The 17392-nt window shown below is 45.6% G+C and carries 21 protein-coding genes; 9 read left to right on the forward strand and 12 right to left on the reverse strand.

The annotated features are described in order from the left end of the window. Positions 1 to 37 precede the first annotated feature (37 nt). Positions 38 to 607 carry a TIM barrel protein gene (locus E7X56_RS00950; protein WP_244603348.1) on the reverse strand — a complete coding sequence of 190 codons (570 nt, stop codon included), beginning with the start codon at positions 605 to 607 and terminating at the stop codon, positions 38 to 40. A gap of 362 nt (positions 608 to 969) precedes the next feature. Here E7X56_RS00950 and E7X56_RS12145 point away from each other — a divergent pair, with 362 nt between their 5' ends. The 5 genes from E7X56_RS12145 to E7X56_RS11995 are packed head-to-tail and all read left to right on the forward strand — an operon-like array spanning position 970 to position 1940. After that, the gene (locus E7X56_RS12145; RefSeq protein ID WP_256360037.1) at positions 970 to 1176 is read left to right on the forward strand and encodes a glycosyltransferase; all 207 of its coding nucleotides are present in this window, start codon (positions 970 to 972) and stop codon (positions 1174 to 1176) included. Continuing rightward, positions 1131 to 1334, forward strand: coding sequence for a glycosyltransferase (locus E7X56_RS12150; protein ID WP_256360039.1), 204 nt, complete (start codon positions 1131 to 1133; stop codon positions 1332 to 1334). The genes E7X56_RS12145 and E7X56_RS12150 overlap by 46 nt, the downstream gene beginning before the upstream one ends. Continuing rightward, positions 1324 to 1488, forward strand: a complete 165-nt coding sequence (locus E7X56_RS11985; protein ID WP_244603349.1) for a hypothetical protein — start codon at positions 1324 to 1326, stop codon at positions 1486 to 1488. The genes E7X56_RS12150 and E7X56_RS11985 overlap by 11 nt, the downstream gene beginning before the upstream one ends. 9 nt (positions 1489 to 1497) lie before the next feature. Beyond that, on the forward strand, positions 1498 to 1722 hold the full coding sequence (locus tag E7X56_RS11990) for a hypothetical protein (RefSeq protein ID WP_244603350.1): 225 nt from the start codon (positions 1498 to 1500) through the stop codon (positions 1720 to 1722). Continuing rightward, a complete protein-coding gene (locus tag E7X56_RS11995) occupies positions 1716 to 1940 on the forward strand; it encodes a hypothetical protein (RefSeq protein WP_244603351.1) in 225 nt (74 codons plus the stop codon). The genes E7X56_RS11990 and E7X56_RS11995 overlap by 7 nt, the downstream gene beginning before the upstream one ends. Before the next feature lie 686 nt (positions 1941 to 2626). On the opposite strand, the gene E7X56_RS00965 is transcribed toward E7X56_RS11995, so the two are convergent. The 5 genes from E7X56_RS00965 to E7X56_RS00980 all read right to left on the reverse strand — a co-directional run bounded on the left by E7X56_RS00965 (position 2627) and on the right by E7X56_RS00980 (position 6658). Continuing rightward, the gene (locus E7X56_RS00965) at positions 2627 to 3568 is read right to left on the reverse strand and encodes an IS5 family transposase (RefSeq protein ID WP_135603954.1); all 942 of its coding nucleotides are present in this window, start codon (positions 3566 to 3568) and stop codon (positions 2627 to 2629) included. Positions 3569 to 3599: 31 nt separating this feature from the next. Next, positions 3600 to 4343, reverse strand: coding sequence for a glycosyltransferase family 4 protein (locus E7X56_RS00970; RefSeq protein ID WP_135603956.1), 744 nt, complete (start codon positions 4341 to 4343; stop codon positions 3600 to 3602). A gap of 55 nt (positions 4344 to 4398) precedes the next feature. Then, positions 4399 to 4557 carry a hypothetical protein gene (locus tag E7X56_RS11665; protein WP_167879412.1) on the reverse strand — a complete coding sequence of 53 codons (159 nt, stop codon included), beginning with the start codon at positions 4555 to 4557 and terminating at the stop codon, positions 4399 to 4401. 228 nt (positions 4558 to 4785) lie between these two features. Further along, positions 4786 to 5256 carry a phosphopantetheine adenylyltransferase gene (locus E7X56_RS00975; protein ID WP_135603959.1) on the reverse strand — a complete coding sequence of 157 codons (471 nt, stop codon included), beginning with the start codon at positions 5254 to 5256 and terminating at the stop codon, positions 4786 to 4788. A 124-nt stretch (positions 5257 to 5380) separates the two neighbouring features. Further along, positions 5381 to 6658 carry an ATP-binding protein gene (locus E7X56_RS00980; RefSeq protein WP_135603960.1) on the reverse strand — a complete coding sequence of 426 codons (1278 nt, stop codon included), beginning with the start codon at positions 6656 to 6658 and terminating at the stop codon, positions 5381 to 5383. A 344-nt stretch (positions 6659 to 7002) separates the two neighbouring features. Here E7X56_RS00980 and radA point away from each other — a divergent pair, with 344 nt between their 5' ends. Both radA and E7X56_RS00990 read left to right on the forward strand, forming a co-directional pair. Next, positions 7003 to 7980 carry a DNA repair and recombination protein RadA gene (radA, locus tag E7X56_RS00985; protein ID WP_135603962.1) on the forward strand — a complete coding sequence of 326 codons (978 nt, stop codon included), beginning with the start codon at positions 7003 to 7005 and terminating at the stop codon, positions 7978 to 7980. Between the two features lie 35 nt (positions 7981 to 8015). Further along, on the forward strand, positions 8016 to 8699 hold the full coding sequence (locus tag E7X56_RS00990) for a phosphoglycolate phosphatase (RefSeq protein WP_135603964.1): 684 nt from the start codon (positions 8016 to 8018) through the stop codon (positions 8697 to 8699). Between the two features lie 18 nt (positions 8700 to 8717). Here the strand turns inward: E7X56_RS00990 and E7X56_RS00995 are convergent, their stop codons facing one another. From E7X56_RS00995 to nikR, 4 genes are all read right to left on the reverse strand, one after another. Further along, a complete protein-coding gene (locus E7X56_RS00995; RefSeq protein WP_135603966.1) occupies positions 8718 to 8987 on the reverse strand; it encodes a PRC-barrel domain-containing protein in 270 nt (89 codons plus the stop codon). Between the two features lie 31 nt (positions 8988 to 9018). Further along, positions 9019 to 11235 carry a CDC48 family AAA ATPase gene (locus E7X56_RS01000; protein WP_135603969.1) on the reverse strand — a complete coding sequence of 739 codons (2217 nt, stop codon included), beginning with the start codon at positions 11233 to 11235 and terminating at the stop codon, positions 9019 to 9021. Between the two features lie 167 nt (positions 11236 to 11402). Continuing rightward, positions 11403 to 12302: an NAD-dependent epimerase/dehydratase family protein gene (locus E7X56_RS01005; RefSeq protein ID WP_135603971.1), complete on the reverse strand. Its 900-nt coding sequence runs from the start codon at positions 12300 to 12302 to the stop codon at positions 11403 to 11405. Positions 12303 to 12880: 578 nt separating this feature from the next. Next, on the reverse strand, positions 12881 to 13303 hold the full coding sequence (gene nikR / locus E7X56_RS01010; protein ID WP_135603973.1) for a nickel-responsive transcriptional regulator NikR: 423 nt from the start codon (positions 13301 to 13303) through the stop codon (positions 12881 to 12883). Between the two features lie 154 nt (positions 13304 to 13457). On the opposite strand from nikR, the gene purC reads away from it, so the two are divergent. Both purC and E7X56_RS01020 read left to right on the forward strand, forming a co-directional pair. Then, complete coding sequence (gene purC / locus E7X56_RS01015; protein WP_135603975.1) at positions 13458 to 14168, forward strand: phosphoribosylaminoimidazolesuccinocarboxamide synthase; 711 nt, start codon at positions 13458 to 13460, stop codon at positions 14166 to 14168. A 7-nt stretch (positions 14169 to 14175) separates the two neighbouring features. Beyond that, positions 14176 to 15609 (forward strand): NAD(P)/FAD-dependent oxidoreductase, encoded by a 1434-nt coding sequence (locus E7X56_RS01020; protein WP_135603977.1) that lies wholly within the window; start codon positions 14176 to 14178, stop codon positions 15607 to 15609. Here E7X56_RS01020 and E7X56_RS01025 read toward each other — a convergent pair whose 3' ends face one another. Then, the gene (locus E7X56_RS01025; RefSeq protein ID WP_135603979.1) at positions 15610 to 16299 is read right to left on the reverse strand and encodes a TIGR00153 family protein; all 690 of its coding nucleotides are present in this window, start codon (positions 16297 to 16299) and stop codon (positions 15610 to 15612) included. Continuing rightward, positions 16296 to 17336 carry an inorganic phosphate transporter gene (locus E7X56_RS01030; protein WP_135603981.1) on the reverse strand — a complete coding sequence of 347 codons (1041 nt, stop codon included), beginning with the start codon at positions 17334 to 17336 and terminating at the stop codon, positions 16296 to 16298. Before E7X56_RS01030 ends, E7X56_RS01025 begins: the two co-directional genes overlap by 4 nt. Positions 17337 to 17392: the final 56 nt, after the last annotated feature.

Genomic DNA, 17392 nt, shown 5'->3' on the forward strand with positions numbered 1-17392 from the left:
CTCCCGAAACGCTGTCATCAGGTCAGCACAATTAAAGTCAGACTCCCGGAGCACCAGGTGGTTCTTCTCCCTCCTTATCCCCATATGCAATGCCGGAAATGTGGCAGTGCATATCCTCAAGCCCTTCCCGCCCGAGATATTCCTCCACTTTCACGAGCACGTCCCGGAACTCTTCCAGTGTGTTGTACTCCCCGCTGCTTCGTGAGTGCAGGTGTGAGAAATCGATACAGGGCATAATCCCCTCGATGGCTGAAGCCATCATCAGGGTCTCCTCTAGGCTGCCAAACTGCGTCGGTTTGCCGGTGGTCTCCGGGCGAAGCACAGCGTTGATGCCCTCGTCCTCAAGCCGTGATGCAAGCCTGCCAAGCAGCCCGCTGACCCTTTCAAGCACTTCCTCACTGCTTTGCTTGAGGTAGTAAGCAGGATGGAAAATAACGGATGATGCACCGCAGAGTGCACCGATGCGTGCCGACTGGTAGATGCGCTCGATACTGGCCTCGATCATCTCATCCCATGGGATTTGTTTATGTGGGAATGAGTATCCTATAATTGCCCAGATCCTGCTGTTGTGTATGACATGTCGGTTATGGGGATTTGTTGAATTCATGCGACTGTGGTATGATCTCTTCTGGCATGGAATTATTATTCGACATTGCTTATATATGAATGTGTATTTGTAAAATACAATGACCGGGCAATTCAGGAATAACGGCTCGCATTAAGTCGATTTCACTCTCTCGATATTTATATAGGTGTTGTCGGTGTGAATAAGTATTTTTATATATTATGTTTTCATACTCTGCACTTCGATCAAGAGTGCTTATAGGTGTATGTTTTTTGGCAAGGGTGGATAAAATGAGCGACGAAAGTGGATCCGGTCAGGATGCATAGGATTACAGCTGTTACAGCAGGACAGGAATAACCGCTGTTCTGCCTGCGTTCAACGAAGGTGTATCCATCGGGAGTGTGGTGCTCCTTACAAGACACTACGTTGACGAGGTAATAGTGGTCGATGACGGCAGCAGTGACAATACTGCGAAGATCGCAGAGATGGCCGGTGCAAGGGTCATCGTGCACCCCCGGAACAGGGGGAAAGGTGCAGCACTGCGAACAGGGGGAAAGGTGCAGCACTGCGAACAGGCTTTGATGCTGCAAAGAACTCACACGTCATCGTGACCCTGGACACAGACGGCCAGCACGACCCCCAGCAGATCCCCTGCCTTGTAGCCCCTATCCTTTCAGGCCAGGCCGACATGGTGATCGGCAGCAGATACCTGCACGGCAAAGAGATCGATACCCCTCATACAGGAGGTCGGCCAGACAGTGCTCGATAAGGCCACCAAGCTCAACAGCGGAATACACATCACCGACACCCAGAGCGGTTTCAGGGCCTTCTCAGGCCACACATACGATGCCTTCCGCTTCAAAGCCGACAACCTCGCCATCGAAAGCGAGATGCTCACAGACACCTCCAAAGCAGGCCTATGAATAAAAGAAGTGGATATAGATGTCCGCTACGACGTTGACTGCTCCACCGAACACCCCGTAAAACACGGCATAGGAGTTCTCGTAAAGATCCTCAGGGACATGGAGTTCAACAAACCCCTGTACTATTTTACGGTTCCCGGCATGGTAATGGGTATGACCGGTCTGTATTTCGGAATGAGATCCCTGCGGCCTTCTATCTTGGTGGGAGCCTCAATTTCGGCCCAACGATGCTAATGGTAATGCTGACCATCGTAGGCACTTTCATGGCATTCACAGGACTTATCTTGCACTCGATCGCAAGGACCATCCATATGCTTGTTCCAAAGCCTTCATTCGCTCATCCCAATCCTGAACATGTGGGTGTGGTCGAGGATGCTGAAGAGGAAGAGGTCGAGGCTGTGGCAGTGAAGAAGGCTGGTGAGGTGCAGGTTGCTGCGGATGTGCAGCGGTGAGTGAGATTTGATAGAAGATAAACGATATATTACTGATTAGTTTGCAAAGGCAGTCATACTCATATATGTATTGCAGCTTAGGTCACAAAGACAGCTTATAATATATTCTGATGCCTTCAGATTGCTGCAGCCAACCATCTTGTACTCTATTGCGAGGCCATGGGGATAAATAATTATGATGTCAGATTTCTATAAACTTTTTGTACAAAGAGTAGGGCTGGTTGGAGTTACACAACTTCTCATGGGGAAAGTGGACTTATATTATTGCCGATTTTAACTAAAAATCTTTCAATTAATGATTATGGTCTTTGGGTACAAATTATAATTACAATTGAGATTATTTCCAATGTCGCGAATGCTGGTCTCAGCCTTACGATGGTCCGTTTTTTACCATCGATGAAAGAAAAGAAAAACATTCAAGACATATTTTATTCACTTACGTCTGTAATAGTATCTGCTAATATAGGTATAGCCACAATAATTTATTTGTTTGCAGATTCAATCGCAACAATTCTATTTAATGAAAATGTATTGGTTGTAAAAATATTATCGAGAATTGCGATTAACTGCTGATTTTTTTCAAAGCAAATTTGTTCGGCTAAATTTTTGAGCATTTTTTTCTATTTACAGCAGTTTGCTAGTATCCATTTATATGCTATCCAACTTTTTTGAATCGCTATCGCTATTCATCCTAAAGATTTTCTTCTGATTGTCCTCAATTGATAGAAATTATAACTGAGTGCTGTAATTAGCATTTTGACATTTACTCTTGCCAACGTTGTCACTCTTACAAATCCTGATGTAAACACATTTTTGATAACAGCATAGGGTCTTTCTCCTTTTGATCTTTTACTGCTGATCCTTTTGTTTCTCATTTTATCTCTGATACCAATAGGATGTCCTCGTACTCCCCTTTGCATAGTTGCATCATATCCTTTTGAAGTTGCACCAAAGTAACCTCTATCTCTGTAAACAACCTCTCCTTCTTCAGAAAGATCCACCTGACTATCATGAAGTGAGGCAGTAGTTGTCTTAAATCTCCTTATCATATCATAATCAATATCTTCAATGGTATGTAGTTTATATCCAAAATGTGATTTCGATGCCTTTTTTGTCCATGTACCATCCTTACATCTTCTGGTCTTTGCATCATTTCCACGAGGAGTGTCAAGGTTTGCATGTCCTGGATCGGCATGTATGAATGTTGCATCCTGAATCATACCTTTCTTGATTTCCAATCCTTTATTATCTAGTTGCCTTTGCAATTCATTCCATATTTCATCCTTTTTTCCTGTTTGAGAAATCCGTTCCCGAAATCCCCATACGGTAGTGCTATCAGGAATCTTTGCAGGAAAGCCTAAGAATTTTCTAAAGGAAATTCTATCAGTTGCCTGTCTTTTGAGTTCAGGATCAGATAAGCCATGCCATCGTTGTAATACTAACATCTTGAGCATGACTATTTCATCGAGGTTCGGTCTGCCACCCAATTCTGTTTTGTTGTCATACATCTCTGCTATAATCGGACGAAATGGTTTCCAATCGATGAGAGATTCAATTTCAGAGAGCTTGTCACCGAGATTTTCAAGACGTTTGTACTCTTCTTTAAGGGCAAAGTTCGTTAAGGACATAATATAAAATTATCACAATGGGTTATAAATTTTACTTCTGTTGGATAGGTTTATCGGAATTCTCTATTCTGTCTTTGTCTGGACCTCTGCCAACCATTGTGAGGGATGCTTCTGGATGGTTTGACTTCAGAATGCTGAATGCATCGACTAGAAAGTCAACACCTTTTCCATTTGCATATCTTCCAATCCATAGCAATCGTTTTTTATCAAGGCATGATTTTTTTGCAGGAACGAAATGGTCTGTATCGATTCCGTTATGGATCACTTTTATTTTGTGGGAATTGATGCCCAAATCGATAAGTTCATTCTTTCCTGTTTCGGTATAACATATTATTTTATCAGCTGCTAAAAATGTCAGCCTTGCACCGGTGGCTGTGTAGATATTTTGAAACCATTCCGGTGCCGTCTGCGAATTTAATCCATGGTTCGTTATTACAAGGGGGGATGATCTCATTTTTCTTAAAAGTGCACATAGATTGGTTGAGAAATAAAGATGTGAATGGGCATGGATTATGTCATGGTTGTGTCTATTCTTGAACAGATAATAGAACATATTTGGCATAATAGAATTGCCCAAGAGATTCATTAGAGGTTTAAATCGATTAATGCTGTAACCTGATATTGATTCATGATCTGGCTCTGAATCGATTTTGGCGGTGTACACATTTACTTCATGTCCTAATCTGGCTTGTTCCTTTGACATTTCATGGACATGTATGCCTACACCTCCTACTACTGCAGGATATATGTCGGCTGCAACGCGTAATATTTTCAAAAAAATTCCACCTGAATCTCGTTTTTAAGTGAAATTGGCGTTATTATTTGTGAAATCAGTTAGTGATCTCAACTGGTTTGGCATTAATTACAGGATTATCTCCCATAGCCTTGGAGCAACATCTGAGAGTACAATACATTTCCCTGTCTGCCACTTTCTTATCTACCACGAACTTATTCTTACAAACTGGACAGGTCTTTTCAACATACTTCAAATTTTACACCCATTTACCTTTTTTCCCATTGGATTATAAAGTAAAGTTTACTTGATTCATACCTAAAACTCTCAATGTGTATGAAAATATTTAAGTCAATTGGTTTGGTTTTTGGTATGTGTATATACAGTATGCTGCACCTGTTTTCGCCGTTAACAGTTGAGTAAGTATTGTTTTTCCCTGATCAAAGCAGTATTTTGATCGGATGTCAAAAAATTATCATTCAAATTAACGCTGTGACCCCTTCAAACGCCCGTGTACATCGATCTCCCCGTGTACGATCCTTGTGGAAGAAATAGGTATATCATCATCGGCCATGACGTATTCTATCCTGATGATCTTTATCTCCTGCTTGCCGGAAGCCTTTCTTAGTTCGTTGATCTTCAGGGCCACGGGGTAGGTTTCGGGGGATACCACGATTGCATCGTAGTCGTCTTCCAGGGTAGTTCCGTAGGGGTCGGTGAGCATCTGGATGTGGTAGCGGTCCTCGGGGATGCCGAGCTCTTTGATGAAATCGGTGAGGTTCTTCTTGCGGGTGGGGTAGTTGGGGATGTCGCGGTTCTTTTCTCCGGCCATGCCGTTGGATGTGAGGCCGATGTCCAACATGTCGTCTCCGGCTATCTCGAAGGCTTTTCTTATCAGTTGCCTGTGTCCGTCGTGGAGGTATTCGAAAGTTCCTCCTAACGCTGTTCTTCCCATTGTTTTCTGAAATGGGGTTTGTGTGACATAAGTCTTTGTGTTGGATGGGTCTTACTGTAATGGATGGGGGGGGTCAGCCCAAATTTGACAGCCTCTGGAAATATGGGGTGACTGGTCTGTGCTTTCAGTTTTCCAGTAACCATTTCCAGACAGGTTTTACTTTTATTGATAGACCCTCTACAGTTAGATCCTCTTCTTCCTCAAGGGTCAGTATAAGTCCTTTATTGAGTTTGTATTGTTTCATTGCTTCCATCAGGCCATTTATCTCTCTTTTTCTTGTGACCGGGTCTGTCAGCTCAAGGCTGACCTGTATGGTTTCACTTATTGCCAGCCGGTCTTTTATTACAAAATCACATTCCTTTTTGTCTGAATGGTAATAGACATCCTTTTCCATTCGTTTAAGGTGGATGAATACAAGATTTTCAAGCCTTGAACCTTTGTTCTCTGAGAAATTGAAAGCAACCGTTTTAAGAAAACTGTTGTCTATGGAATAGATCTTTGAGGAAGAAACTGCTTGCTTCTTTAATGAATAATCAAATCTCTGCACCTGGTATAGCAGGAAAACGTTCTGGAAATAGTCCACATAGTTCTTGATGGTGCTCAGGCTTTTTATTCCGCTTACGGTTTTGAGTGTGGAGTAGGAATATACGTTCCCGACGTTTGAGAAAAGGAAGAGGATGAGATCTTTCAGAGATTTTTGCTCTTTGATCCTATACCTGTTGAGTATATCTTTGTTCAATATATCCTCAAAATAGTTAGCAGAAAGCTCAAGATCGTCGTTTATGAGAACAAGTGGGAATCCACCTTTCTCGAAGTATTGGAGGAAATGTCTGTAAAGCAATGCTTTTTCTCCGCTTGGCAAAAGTGGAAGTTTCTGATACGAGGGAACTGTCTTGTCTTCGCTTTCCAGTCTCAGATATTCTCTAAATGAGAACGGAAATAGCCTTATCACCTTGTTTCTACCGGTTAGATATGTTGATATTTCGGAGCTTAGGAGGTGGGAATTTGAGCCTGTTACAAATACTTTTGCTCCCTGCCCGTAGAGGTTGTTCAGCCAGCGTTCCCAATGAGGTACATTCTGTATCTCATCGAGGAAGTAGATGATATCGGAAGTGTCTTCATAAAGCTCTGTGAGGATATCAGCAATATCGGAAAAATTATCGACATTGAAGTCCACAAGCCTGATGTCATCAAAGTTGATGTATACCTTTTCTCCGTCTAATTTTTGTGAAATAAGTTTTAGAAGGGAACTTTTCCCGCATCTTCTGATGCCTGAGATTATGATTATTTCATTTCCTTTCAGGTATTGCTCTATTTTTATATCCCGATCAACAAGCCCATCTGCTTTGTTAAACAAAAGCTGCTGGTCAATGATAACCTGTCGGAGCTTGTTTTTGTCCATGTGTTATGATCGGAATATTTATTTATATACCTTTCGTTATTGTTTAATAACTATTTATATGATAATATTAACTGATATTCGTAGATCTCTCTGTCACATTAACTTCAACGTTTTACAATAACTTTCTACATCCATCTACAAGACCAATCCTGATCCATATGTTATTTTCATGATAGTAAAAGCGTGATAAACAAGAAATTCATAACTGGTTGGTTAGTCCCGACAAATTAGCGATAAAGCAATACTTTCACACTGCTTAGCTCATCCTTAAATACTCCGCGGAGATAAAGAAGAACGAATGTGCACGCTACGAGAAAAACTGTGCACCATAAGGAGCTATCAAAATGAGTGAAGTTTTATTGGAAGATCTTGATCACGTAGGGCCGGCGACGGCGCAGAAACTTAAGGACGCCGGTTTTACTACGGTCGAGGCTATCGCTGTGGCATCCCCTGCAGAACTTGCCAACAGTGCGGAGATAGGAGAGTCCACTGCGGCCAAGATCATCAACGCTGCCAGGCAGGCTGCGGACATCGGCGGGTTCGAGACCGGGGACCTTGTGCTTGAGCGCAGGAAACTTGTGGGCAAGCTCTCCACCGGGTGTGAGGAGTTCAACGAGATGATGGGCGGTGGCATTGAGAGCCAGTCCATCACAGAGATGTACGGCGAGTTCGGCTGTGGTAAGACACAGGTCGCCCATCAGCTGGCTGTGAACGTGCAGCTGCCTCCGGAGCAGGGTGGATTGGGCGGTTCGGTGGTCATCATCGATACCGAGAACACCTTCAGGCCCGAGAGGATCACACAGATGGTCAAGGGGATCTCCGAGAAACATGGTGTGGAGTATGATCCTGAGGAGTTCCTCAAGAACATCCACGTGGCACGTGCTTACAATTCCAATCACCAGATACTTCTTGTGGACTCAGCTTCCGAGCTTGCCAACGAGCTCAAGGACACCGAGATGCCTGTCCGTCTGTTGATCGTTGACTCCCTCACGGCCCACTTCAGGGCAGAGTATATTGGCAGGGGTACGCTTGCCGACAGGCAGCAGAAGCTTAACAAGCATCTTCACGACATCCAGCGCTTCGGTGATCTTTTCAACTCCTGCGTGGTCGTTACCAATCAGGTCATGTCCAAGCCGGATGCATTCTTCGGGGACCCTACCAAGCCCATCGGCGGTCACATCCTGGGTCACACGGCCACCTTCAGGCTGTACATCAGGAAGTCCAAGGGCGACAAGAGGATCGTCAAACTGATAGACTCACCCAACCTTCCGGATGGTGAGGCTATCATGTCCATCACCACGGACGGACTTAGTGACGCATAAGAAACTTTAAGAAACCTTCCGTCATATCTGAATGCATGGTCTTCAAAGCCCTTGTCGTTGATATTGACGGAACTATAACCAATAGTGACAGGACCCTGGATCTTCGGGTCGCGAAGAAATTCCGTGAGCTCAGGGTTCCGGTGATCCTGTCCACAGGTAATCCTCTCTGTTACGTCCACGCTGTAGCCAGGCTCATCGGTATCAGCGGAATGGTGATCGCAGAGAACGGTGGGGTCGTCTCCACCGGTTTTGACAGTCCTTCCATCATAGCCGATGGCATGGAGGAATGTGAAGGGGCGTATGAACTTCTCTCCCGGTATTTTGATCTTGAAAAGCTCGATGCGGCATACCGCAAGACCGAGGTCGTACTGCGCAGGGGCATGGACGTATCGCAGCTTCGCAGGATCGTTGAGGACAACGGTATGGATGTGGAGATCATCGACACGGGCTATGCCGTTCATATCAAGGATGGGAAAATAAACAAGGGTACAGGGCTTCACACCGTGGCCGAATTGATGGGCATTCAGGCCTCTGATTTCCTGGCTATAGGGGATTCCTGCAACGATGCTGAAATGATGCGCGAGGCAGGCCTTGGCATAGCTGTTGGCAATGCTGATGATGAGGCCAGGCAGGCGGCATCCATGATAACGAAAGCCTCATTTGGCGAGGGTGCGCTGGAGGCCATCGAATATGCTCTTTCCAATGACCTTCTTGAATAAAATAAAAAAGAAAGGATCTTACTGACGATCGTATGGCAGTCCCTTTGCGAGGACCTTGTCCACCACGATATAGTCCTTGATCGCGCTTACCGCTTCAAAAGGCACAATGAGATACTGACCGTCCTTCTGGTACTTGGAAGTGTCAAGACCGATATCAGGCTTTATGATAAGGTCTTCCAGTTCTCCGGTCTTTCCATTCATAATAATGTTGTCCAATATGCCAAGCTCAGTTCCGTCAGTAGCCATTACCTGTTTGTTGGACAGGTTCTTTGCAAACACTTTTGCCATCTTTCGTCTCCCTAAGTAATTTACAGATTATTTACATATATCCCATATAAGAACTTGTTTCTTGCTGGTGTGTACCACCCTTGAGTTTTTCCTGGATCTTGTTGTAGAACATGGTCATATCCTCTGTGATGGTAGGCTTGACCTTTTCCATGGCTGCAAGGAAATGGCGGTTCTTCACAAGCTTTGCTTCGAAGTCCTCACGCAGTGCAAGCATCACGGCTTCCCTGCACACGGACTCGATATCCGCACCCACATATCCCTCTGTCATAGCTGCAAGCTCCGAAATGCTAACCTCGCCGTCCAGCGGGATGTTGCGTGCGTGTATCCTGAATATGCTCTCCCTACCTTCCATGGTGGAATTGCCCACAAGCACCAGCCTGTCGAACCTTCCTGAACGCATCAGTGCAGGATCGAGCATGTCCGGTCTGTTGGTGGCAGCAATGACCACTACCTCTTTCAGGGCTTCCAGTCCGTCCAGTTCGGTCAGCAGTTGGTTGACCACCTGCTGGGACGCTCTTCCTGTCTCGCTGTCAGCCAGACGGGTAGATGCAATGGAGTCTATCTCATCGAAGAAAATGATACATGGTGAGACCTGCCTTGCCTTCTTGAAAGTTTCCCGGATAGCCTTCTCGGACTCTCCCACAAACTTGGAGATCATCTGTGGTCCCTTGATACTGATGAAGTTCGCATTGGACTCGTTCGCCACAGCCTGTGCGAGAAGTGTCTTTCCGGTTCCCGGCGGCCCATAGAGAAGAATCCCTTTTGGTGCCTTGATACCCATCTCCATTATCCTGTCAGGGTGTTTGATAGGCCACTCCACAGCCTCCACTATCTCCTGCTTTGCCTCATCAAGACCTCCGACATCGTCCCATTTAACAGAAGGCACCTCTACCAGCACCTCTCGCATTGCGGAAGGCTCTACCTCTGTCAGGGCACCCTCAAAGTCCTCTGTCCGGACTATCAGTTTCTCCAGCACCTCATCGGGTATCTTTTCTTCCTCAAGGTTGATCTCCGGGAGTATCCTTCTCAGGGATCGCATGGAAGCCTCCTGTACCACTGCAAGAAGGTCTGCACCCACGAACCCTTGGGTGTGGTCTGCCAGGTAATCAAGGTCAACATCCTCTGAAAGTGGCATTCCCCTGGTATGGATCTGCAATATCTCCAGACGGTCATCACTGTCCGGCACGCCGATCTCTATCTCCCTGTCGAACCTTCCGGGTCTGCGCAGTGCGGGATCAATGGAATCCACACGGTTGGTGGCACCGATAACTACGACCTGTCCCCTCTCTTCCATCCCGTCCATAAGTGTCAGCAGCTGGGCAACGACCCTGCGCTCCACTTCCCCGGTCACGTTCTCACGCTTTGGTGCGATGGAGTCGATCTCATCTATGAATATAATTGAAGGCGCATTCTCTGCAGCTTCCTCGAATATCTTTCTCAGGCGTTCCTCGCTTTCTCCGTAGAACCTTCCCATGATCTCGGGTCCTGCTATATAGAGGAAGTTCGCCCTTGATTCACCGGCAACAGCTTTTGCAATCAGCGTCTTTCCGGTACCTGGCGGGCCGTGCAGTATGACTCCCTTTGGAGGTTCGATATTAAGACGCTGGAAGATCTCATGGTGCTTCAGAGGCAGTTCGATCATCTCGCGTACCCTCTGGATCTCATCACCAAGTCCGCCGATATCCTCATAGGCGATCCCGCGGGCAGCGTCCTCATAACCCTTTGCCGGTTTCTGGCGCAGTTCGATCTCCGTATTTTCAGTAATGATCAGTATTCCTTCTTCAGGCGTTGTCTCGATAGCAACAAGAGGTATTGCCTGATTGCCCGGTGTTGGCTGTGTCATCGAACTTGTGATAGGGATGACATCTCCGGCAACAAAGGGATGTTTCAGAATATTATGTTTGATAATGGCCTGGATGTTGGTCCCGAATTCCATGTTAATTCCTTCGGGAGGTGCAAGCACGACCTTCTCCGCAGGGGTGACCTCTGCCCTTTTAATAACGGCCCTTTCCCCTATGCCCACGCCGGCGTTCTGCCGGGTGAACCCGTCGATGCGACCAATTCCCTGTCCCCAGTCCTGTCTGTCTGCACGCCAGACCTTTGCAGCCGTTGATTTCTTGCCTTCTATCTCAACGATATCCCCTGGCGAAAGCTGCAAGCTGAGTAAAGTGCTCGGATCAAGCCTTATGATTCCACGCCCGAAATCTATCGGATGTGCTTTTTCTACTTTGATCTGTAGTTCTTCCATTGGTCTCATCCTTAATTGTTTTACTATTTTATCCTGTCCAATACATAAATAATATATGGTTCCATGCCCTGTTTTTGCATTCCGGAACATCCGGGCATAGATATTGGTATGCCAGCAACATGGAAATAAAAAGACCTTTGGTACATATGCCCGTGGTCAGCCTCTTATCATATCTTAAGGAACTCTTCAAGCCCCTGCTTAAGTCCCACCTTTGGTACAAAACCAAGTTCCTCTGCCTTTGAAATATCCGCAACACTGTGCCTGATGTCTCCTGCCAGTGGTTCTTTGTGCTCGATCTCAACATCCTTTCCAAAGAGTTCGATAATGATGCTCGCAAGTTCATTGATCGTGGTACTCTTGCCGGTTGCTGCATTGAACACTTCTCCAACAGCTTCTTCTTTGTCAACGACAAGTTCCACCATGTCAACAATATCATGCACTGAGATAAAGTCCCTTGTCTGCTCCCCGTCACCGAAAGCGATCGGGTCCTGGCTGTTTCGCACTCTCTCCATGAACTTTGAGATCACACCGGAGTAAGGATTGGAAGGGTCCTGTCTGGGACTGTATATATTGAATGGTCGTATGCATACAGTGGGTAATCCGTATGCCCTGTTGTACATGAGGCAGTATTTCTCACCTGCCAGCTTGCTGGCGCCATATGGGGAGAGGGGGTCCTGCGGATGTTCCTCATTGATCGGCACTTCTATGGGGTCTCCGTATACTGCAGCTGAACTGAAATAAACGAACCTCTCAATATCTGCATCCCTTGCTGCCTCTAGCAGGTTAAGTGTGCCCATTACATTGTTCTGTGCATCAAAAAGAGGCTCCTGCATGGATCTTGCAACGCTGATCTGGGCAGCAGTGTGTATCAGTATATCGGAATTCTTCACAAGATCTGAAACATCATCCTGGATGTCGATCTTTACCACTTCCACATTTTCAGGCACGTCTTCCCGTGTGGTGGATGATTGATTGTCCACTACAATAACTTCATTGTTTTCATGGAATCGATCAACAAGATAGCTTCCGACCTGTCCCAGGCCTCCGGTTATGAGGATTCTTTGCATAACATCTACCACGGTTGCTTTGTTTATAATTATTTGGGAGATGTGGGTCCCTTTTAAGAATAATAATGATGAGTATACGCACAGTACAAATTCATTCATAAAGTTAATATGCTATCATTCGATTATTATATATTAAGGAACATGTTAGGATTTCACGATTAAAGTGGTACGTTCTGAAAAACAAAAGGTCGTGGTGGTGCGACTTTGGTGGTATGGGCGGCATAGGGTATGTCCGATCGGTGGGCCAATGGGTGGTCCACCTGATCTATATCTGTTTTCTGATTTTGTTATTTCTCCCCTTTATTATTTACAAAGGTTATATGTCCGAATTATAATGCTAACAACTTTCTAAAACCATTCGTTAAGTTAATATATCATTGTCAGGTAGTGGGGCTAACGTACGACCAATGCTACTTTATTGGTGGTATTGTCGTACGAGAAAAACGTTCTTTCATTTCGTCATTTCTATGACCAAATCGGGGGGGCTATATCCAGTCCCCTCTCATCCCCTCTGTTTTTGAGAACTTTGCTCTCAGGTTATTGCTTTATTAAAAAAGAGTAAAAAAGTGAAAAGACCTTCAGATCTTTTCTGCCGGAGGTGCTGTATTGAGTTTGACGTATTTGACACCTTTCAATGCCATGAGCCTCTCATCCATCTCCTTGATCTCCTCTCCTTCTCCATCGAATATTACCACTTCAAGGCAATTGTCATGGTCAAGGTGGATATGTACGGAGGATTTAATGAGGTCTGAATAATCATGCTGAATGTCTGCGATAGTGTTGGAAAGGCCTCTTTTTGTATGATCATAGATCAGAGTGATGGTACCAACACGGCGTCCTTTTATATCGCTCATCCATTCATGCTGGTTTATGTAATTACGAATAGCATCCCTGATACCCTCGGAGCGGGATGAATACCCTCTGCGTTCGATGATCGAGTCAAATTTGGTCAGAAGGTTGTCCGGAAGAGACACTCCTATTCTCATAAGTTCCTGTTCCATTTTTTTCACCTAAGCGTGTAATTGACATAAAAGGTAATAAAATTATGCATCATTTTTCTTATTTTTGTTGCGTTTCTGTCCTAAAAAGTACACATAGCACATGTATTTATATTCAGCATTCCTATATAGCAGTTAAAATCCGGAGATGAATTTCATGAAAACGGAAGAACTTTACTCAGGCAAGGCTAAGACCATTTACAAGACCGACAACCCCTCCGAGCTCATTGCAGAGTTCAGGGACAGTCTCACCGCTTTTGACGGTAAGAAGAAGAGTGAGGCAGCAAAGAAAGGTTATTACAACGCCCAGATCTCAAAGAAGATCTTCGAGATGCTTGAGGAAGAAGGCATCAAGACACACTATCTTGGCATGGTATCCGACACAGAGATGCTCGTTAAGAAAGTGGAGATCGTGCTCATAGAAGTAATCCCAAGGAACATCGCAGCAGGTTCCATCACACGCAAGTATCCAATAGAAGAGGGTACTGTTTTCAAGGAACCGGTACTGGTGTTCGATTATAAGAGCGATGAGTACGCTGATCCGATGATCAACGACGACATTGCAGTTGTAATGGGTATTGCAACTCGCGAAGAGATCGATTACATACGCAGCATGGCATTGAAGATCAATGAGATCCTCAAGAGCTACTTCGAAAGCAAAGGTTTCCTGCTTCCTGACTTCAAGCTGGAGTTCGGAAGAGTGGACGGCGAGATCGTACTTGCAGATGAGATCTCATGTGACACCTGCAGGTTCTGGGATGTCGAGACCGGAAAGTCCATGGATAAGGATATATTCAGGTTCGATAAGGGTGACCTCTCAAAAGCATATGAAGAGGTTGCACGCCGTCTTGTCCCTGAGATCTTCTGAGGAGTAAATGGAAAAATATGATGTCATCGTGGTCGGAGCCGGCGCAAGCGGGCTGCTGACCGCACTTACATTATCCAAGCACGGCAAGAAAGTGCTCGTACTTGAAAAGATGCATGATGTGGGGGGAAACTGCAACAGCTATATGGTAGATGGCTATCAGGTGGACACCGGTCCTCATGCTATCACCCATCTTGCAGAAGGACCGCTCAGGCGTCTGATGGATAATTATTTTGATTACCAGCCGGTCTTTGAGAACTATGGTCATTACTATGTGAGGACCGAGGAGCGTTTCCTTAAGGTCCCATCTACCATCCGTGACTTCGTGACCTTTGATGTGTTCCCCAGACTTGATCGCCTTGCTATCACCCAGTCCATCACAAAGGCCCTGACTCTTTCCTCGTTCGGTGTCGACCTCTCAAAACAGTCTGTTCATGACTCCCTGCCGGCGAACCTCTCAAAGGAGACCTATGAATTTGCAGATGCGATCTCCTATTTCCTTTCAGGTCGCTCCATGCATGAAACCTCTACCCAGAGGGTACTTGCAGGCAGCAGTTTTGTCAGGGACAGTGTAACACAGGAGCAGTTCGAGGAATTCATAAAAGAAGAGAAGGTGCCACGCCCGGAGTCGATCCTCCAGTCAGTGCTGCCTTCGAATTTGCACACATCTCTTCATTCAAGAATTACCAATGTTTCCAGTCTCGGAAGGCTTGCCAAGAACAAGGTCCATATCTCCCAGGGCTATCCTCGTAAGGGTTTAAAATCACTGCTGAATGCCATCCTTTATTCGCTGCCTTCATCTGTGGAGATCAAGACCGGGTGCAAGGTAGAACGCATACTTACAAAGGACGGGAAAGCATATGGTGTCGAAGCAGACGCGATATATGAAAGTGACCTTGTGGTATACACAGGCTTTGCATCATCTTTGCCATCCCTTATGGATGACCTGCCGTCATCATATCTGGAACTTCTGGATGGGGTCGTGCATAGCAAAAGCCTTACTGTCTGGCTGGGTCTTGACAGGACCATGGATGAGTTCAATTACATGGGCTCTGAGATCTGGTTCAAGGACACACCATATTGGGCCATGCCCATCAGCAATTATGATGCGTCTCTTGCTCCCAAGGACAAACAACTTGTTGGATTTGCTTTCTTCCTTGATGAGAATGAGGATGTAAAAAAAGGAATAAAGAATGCTTATGAGACCATCTACAGTGCCATTCCTTCTATTCAGGATCGCGTGGAAATGAACCACGACCAGGTACTTGTACCCGAAAAGGCAGCAGTGACCATCGATGGTAAGTTTGCTGACATCCGTTCCCCTGTCAAGAACCTGTACATTGCAGGAACAGACACTGACAGGCGCAGTATGGGTGTGACCCGGGCTGCTTATTCCGTCATTGAATTGTTAAAAGTATTGAACGAGGACGGTAATCTTCACTGATCACCGTCTGAGGATCATTGTCCTTATCCTGTCGGCTGCATACTCCGCCTTGTCTGCGATATCCGCAATGGTGCGCACAAGTTCTACAAGGTGGAATACTCCCACAGCACCCAGCTCTTCTTCATGTGAATATATCTCTTTGAGCAGGTCCTTCTCTATGAGGTCTACTTTGTGCTCCATTTCTTCAATAGTAGGTACCAGCACCAGAGACTCGTCGACCTCACGTTTACTGAAGGACGTCTCAAGGATCTCGCTTAATGAATCCACCAGCTTCTCGTATGTCTCGACTGTCTCAAGTGTAAGTGCTGATAGCTCACAGAGGTTTGTCTTTATTGAATCCGGCATATCGCAGGGTCTCAATGTTAACATATAAGCAGCTTCCTGTGCCACATTTGCAATGGAATCCTGTGGTTTAAGGAAATTGAGCAGGTCCTCTGCTTTTACAGGCAGCATGATCGAGGATGACAGCTGTGCCCGGATGGTCTGTTTAATGATGTCAGCCTCATGTTCGATACCGTCTATCTGATGGCTTAGCTCTTCCACAAGTGGCATGTTAGTGCAGTATGCATTGACTGCCTGGTCCAGTATCTTTACGGTCTCCACTCCCTTGGATGCATGCAGGTACAGTGGTTTGAAAGGCGATCTTGCAAATACGTCAAGTACAGAACGTATGTATTCCATTTTCTTCATAATCCAACCCCCAATAATGCCACGAAGACAAGTGCCGATGTAAATGCTGCAATAGGCACTGTGATGATCCATGACATCACTATCTTTCCTATAACACTAAGATCAACAGCAGCAAGACCTCCTGCAAGTCCAACACCTATTACTGAACCCACAAGGGTATGGGTGGTGGAGATCGGCAGGGAACTGTAGCTGTGAATAACGACAACGGATGCAGTTGCAAATTCTGCAGAGAATCCCCTTGTAGGGGTAAGTTCGGTTATCTTTGTACCAATGGTCTCGATCACACGGTATCCCCATGTTGCAAGTCCGACCACCATTCCGATACCACCGACAATAAGTACCCATATCGGTACCGTTGCTTCTGCAAAGTTAAGTGCATTAAGGCCTGCGTAAAGTGGTCCCACAGCATTTGCAACATCGTTAGAACCATGTGCGAATGCAATGTAACAGGCAGTTCCGATCTGCAGGAATACGAACTTCTTCTCGATGTGATATGGGTTCTCCGCTTTTTGCAATAGCGTTACCCGGATTACAGAGAATATCAGATATGCAAATACGGCTCCCAGTATAGGGGAGACCAGCCAGCTGCCCACGATCTTTGTAAGCACGGCCCAGTTGATGTCTGAGAGTAAAATAATGTCCTGGTATACGGCAACAATTCCAAAACCAAGGACTGCTCCTACGATCGAATGTGTTGTCGATACTGGTAGGTTATAAAATGTAGCAAATGTGATCCAGAATCCTGCGGCGAGAATTGCTGCAAGCATCCCTATCGCCACAAGGTTTGGGTCGATTGCCTTTATGGCATCAATAGGCACAATTCCTTTTGCAATGGTGGATGTGACCTTCTTTCCAAAGAAAACCGCTCCGACAAACTCAAAGACAGCTGCTACGATGATGACCTGCTTGATCGAGAGCGCTCCACTTCCAACAGACGTTCCCATGGCATTAGCAAGGTCATTGGCACCTATGTTCCAGGCCATATAAAGACCTGCAAGTATTAATAAAACCACAATTGGGTTAAATAATTCTATCATAATCCTCTTCCTGATCTTAGTCTTCGAGCCGTTAAGTTTGCATCTGTTATAAATGT

Origin of the sequence: Methanococcoides sp. NM1 (genome assembly GCF_900774285.1) — an archaeon.
In the GTDB taxonomy this organism is placed as follows: Archaea; Halobacteriota; Methanosarcinia; order Methanosarcinales; family Methanosarcinaceae; genus Methanococcoides; species Methanococcoides vulcani.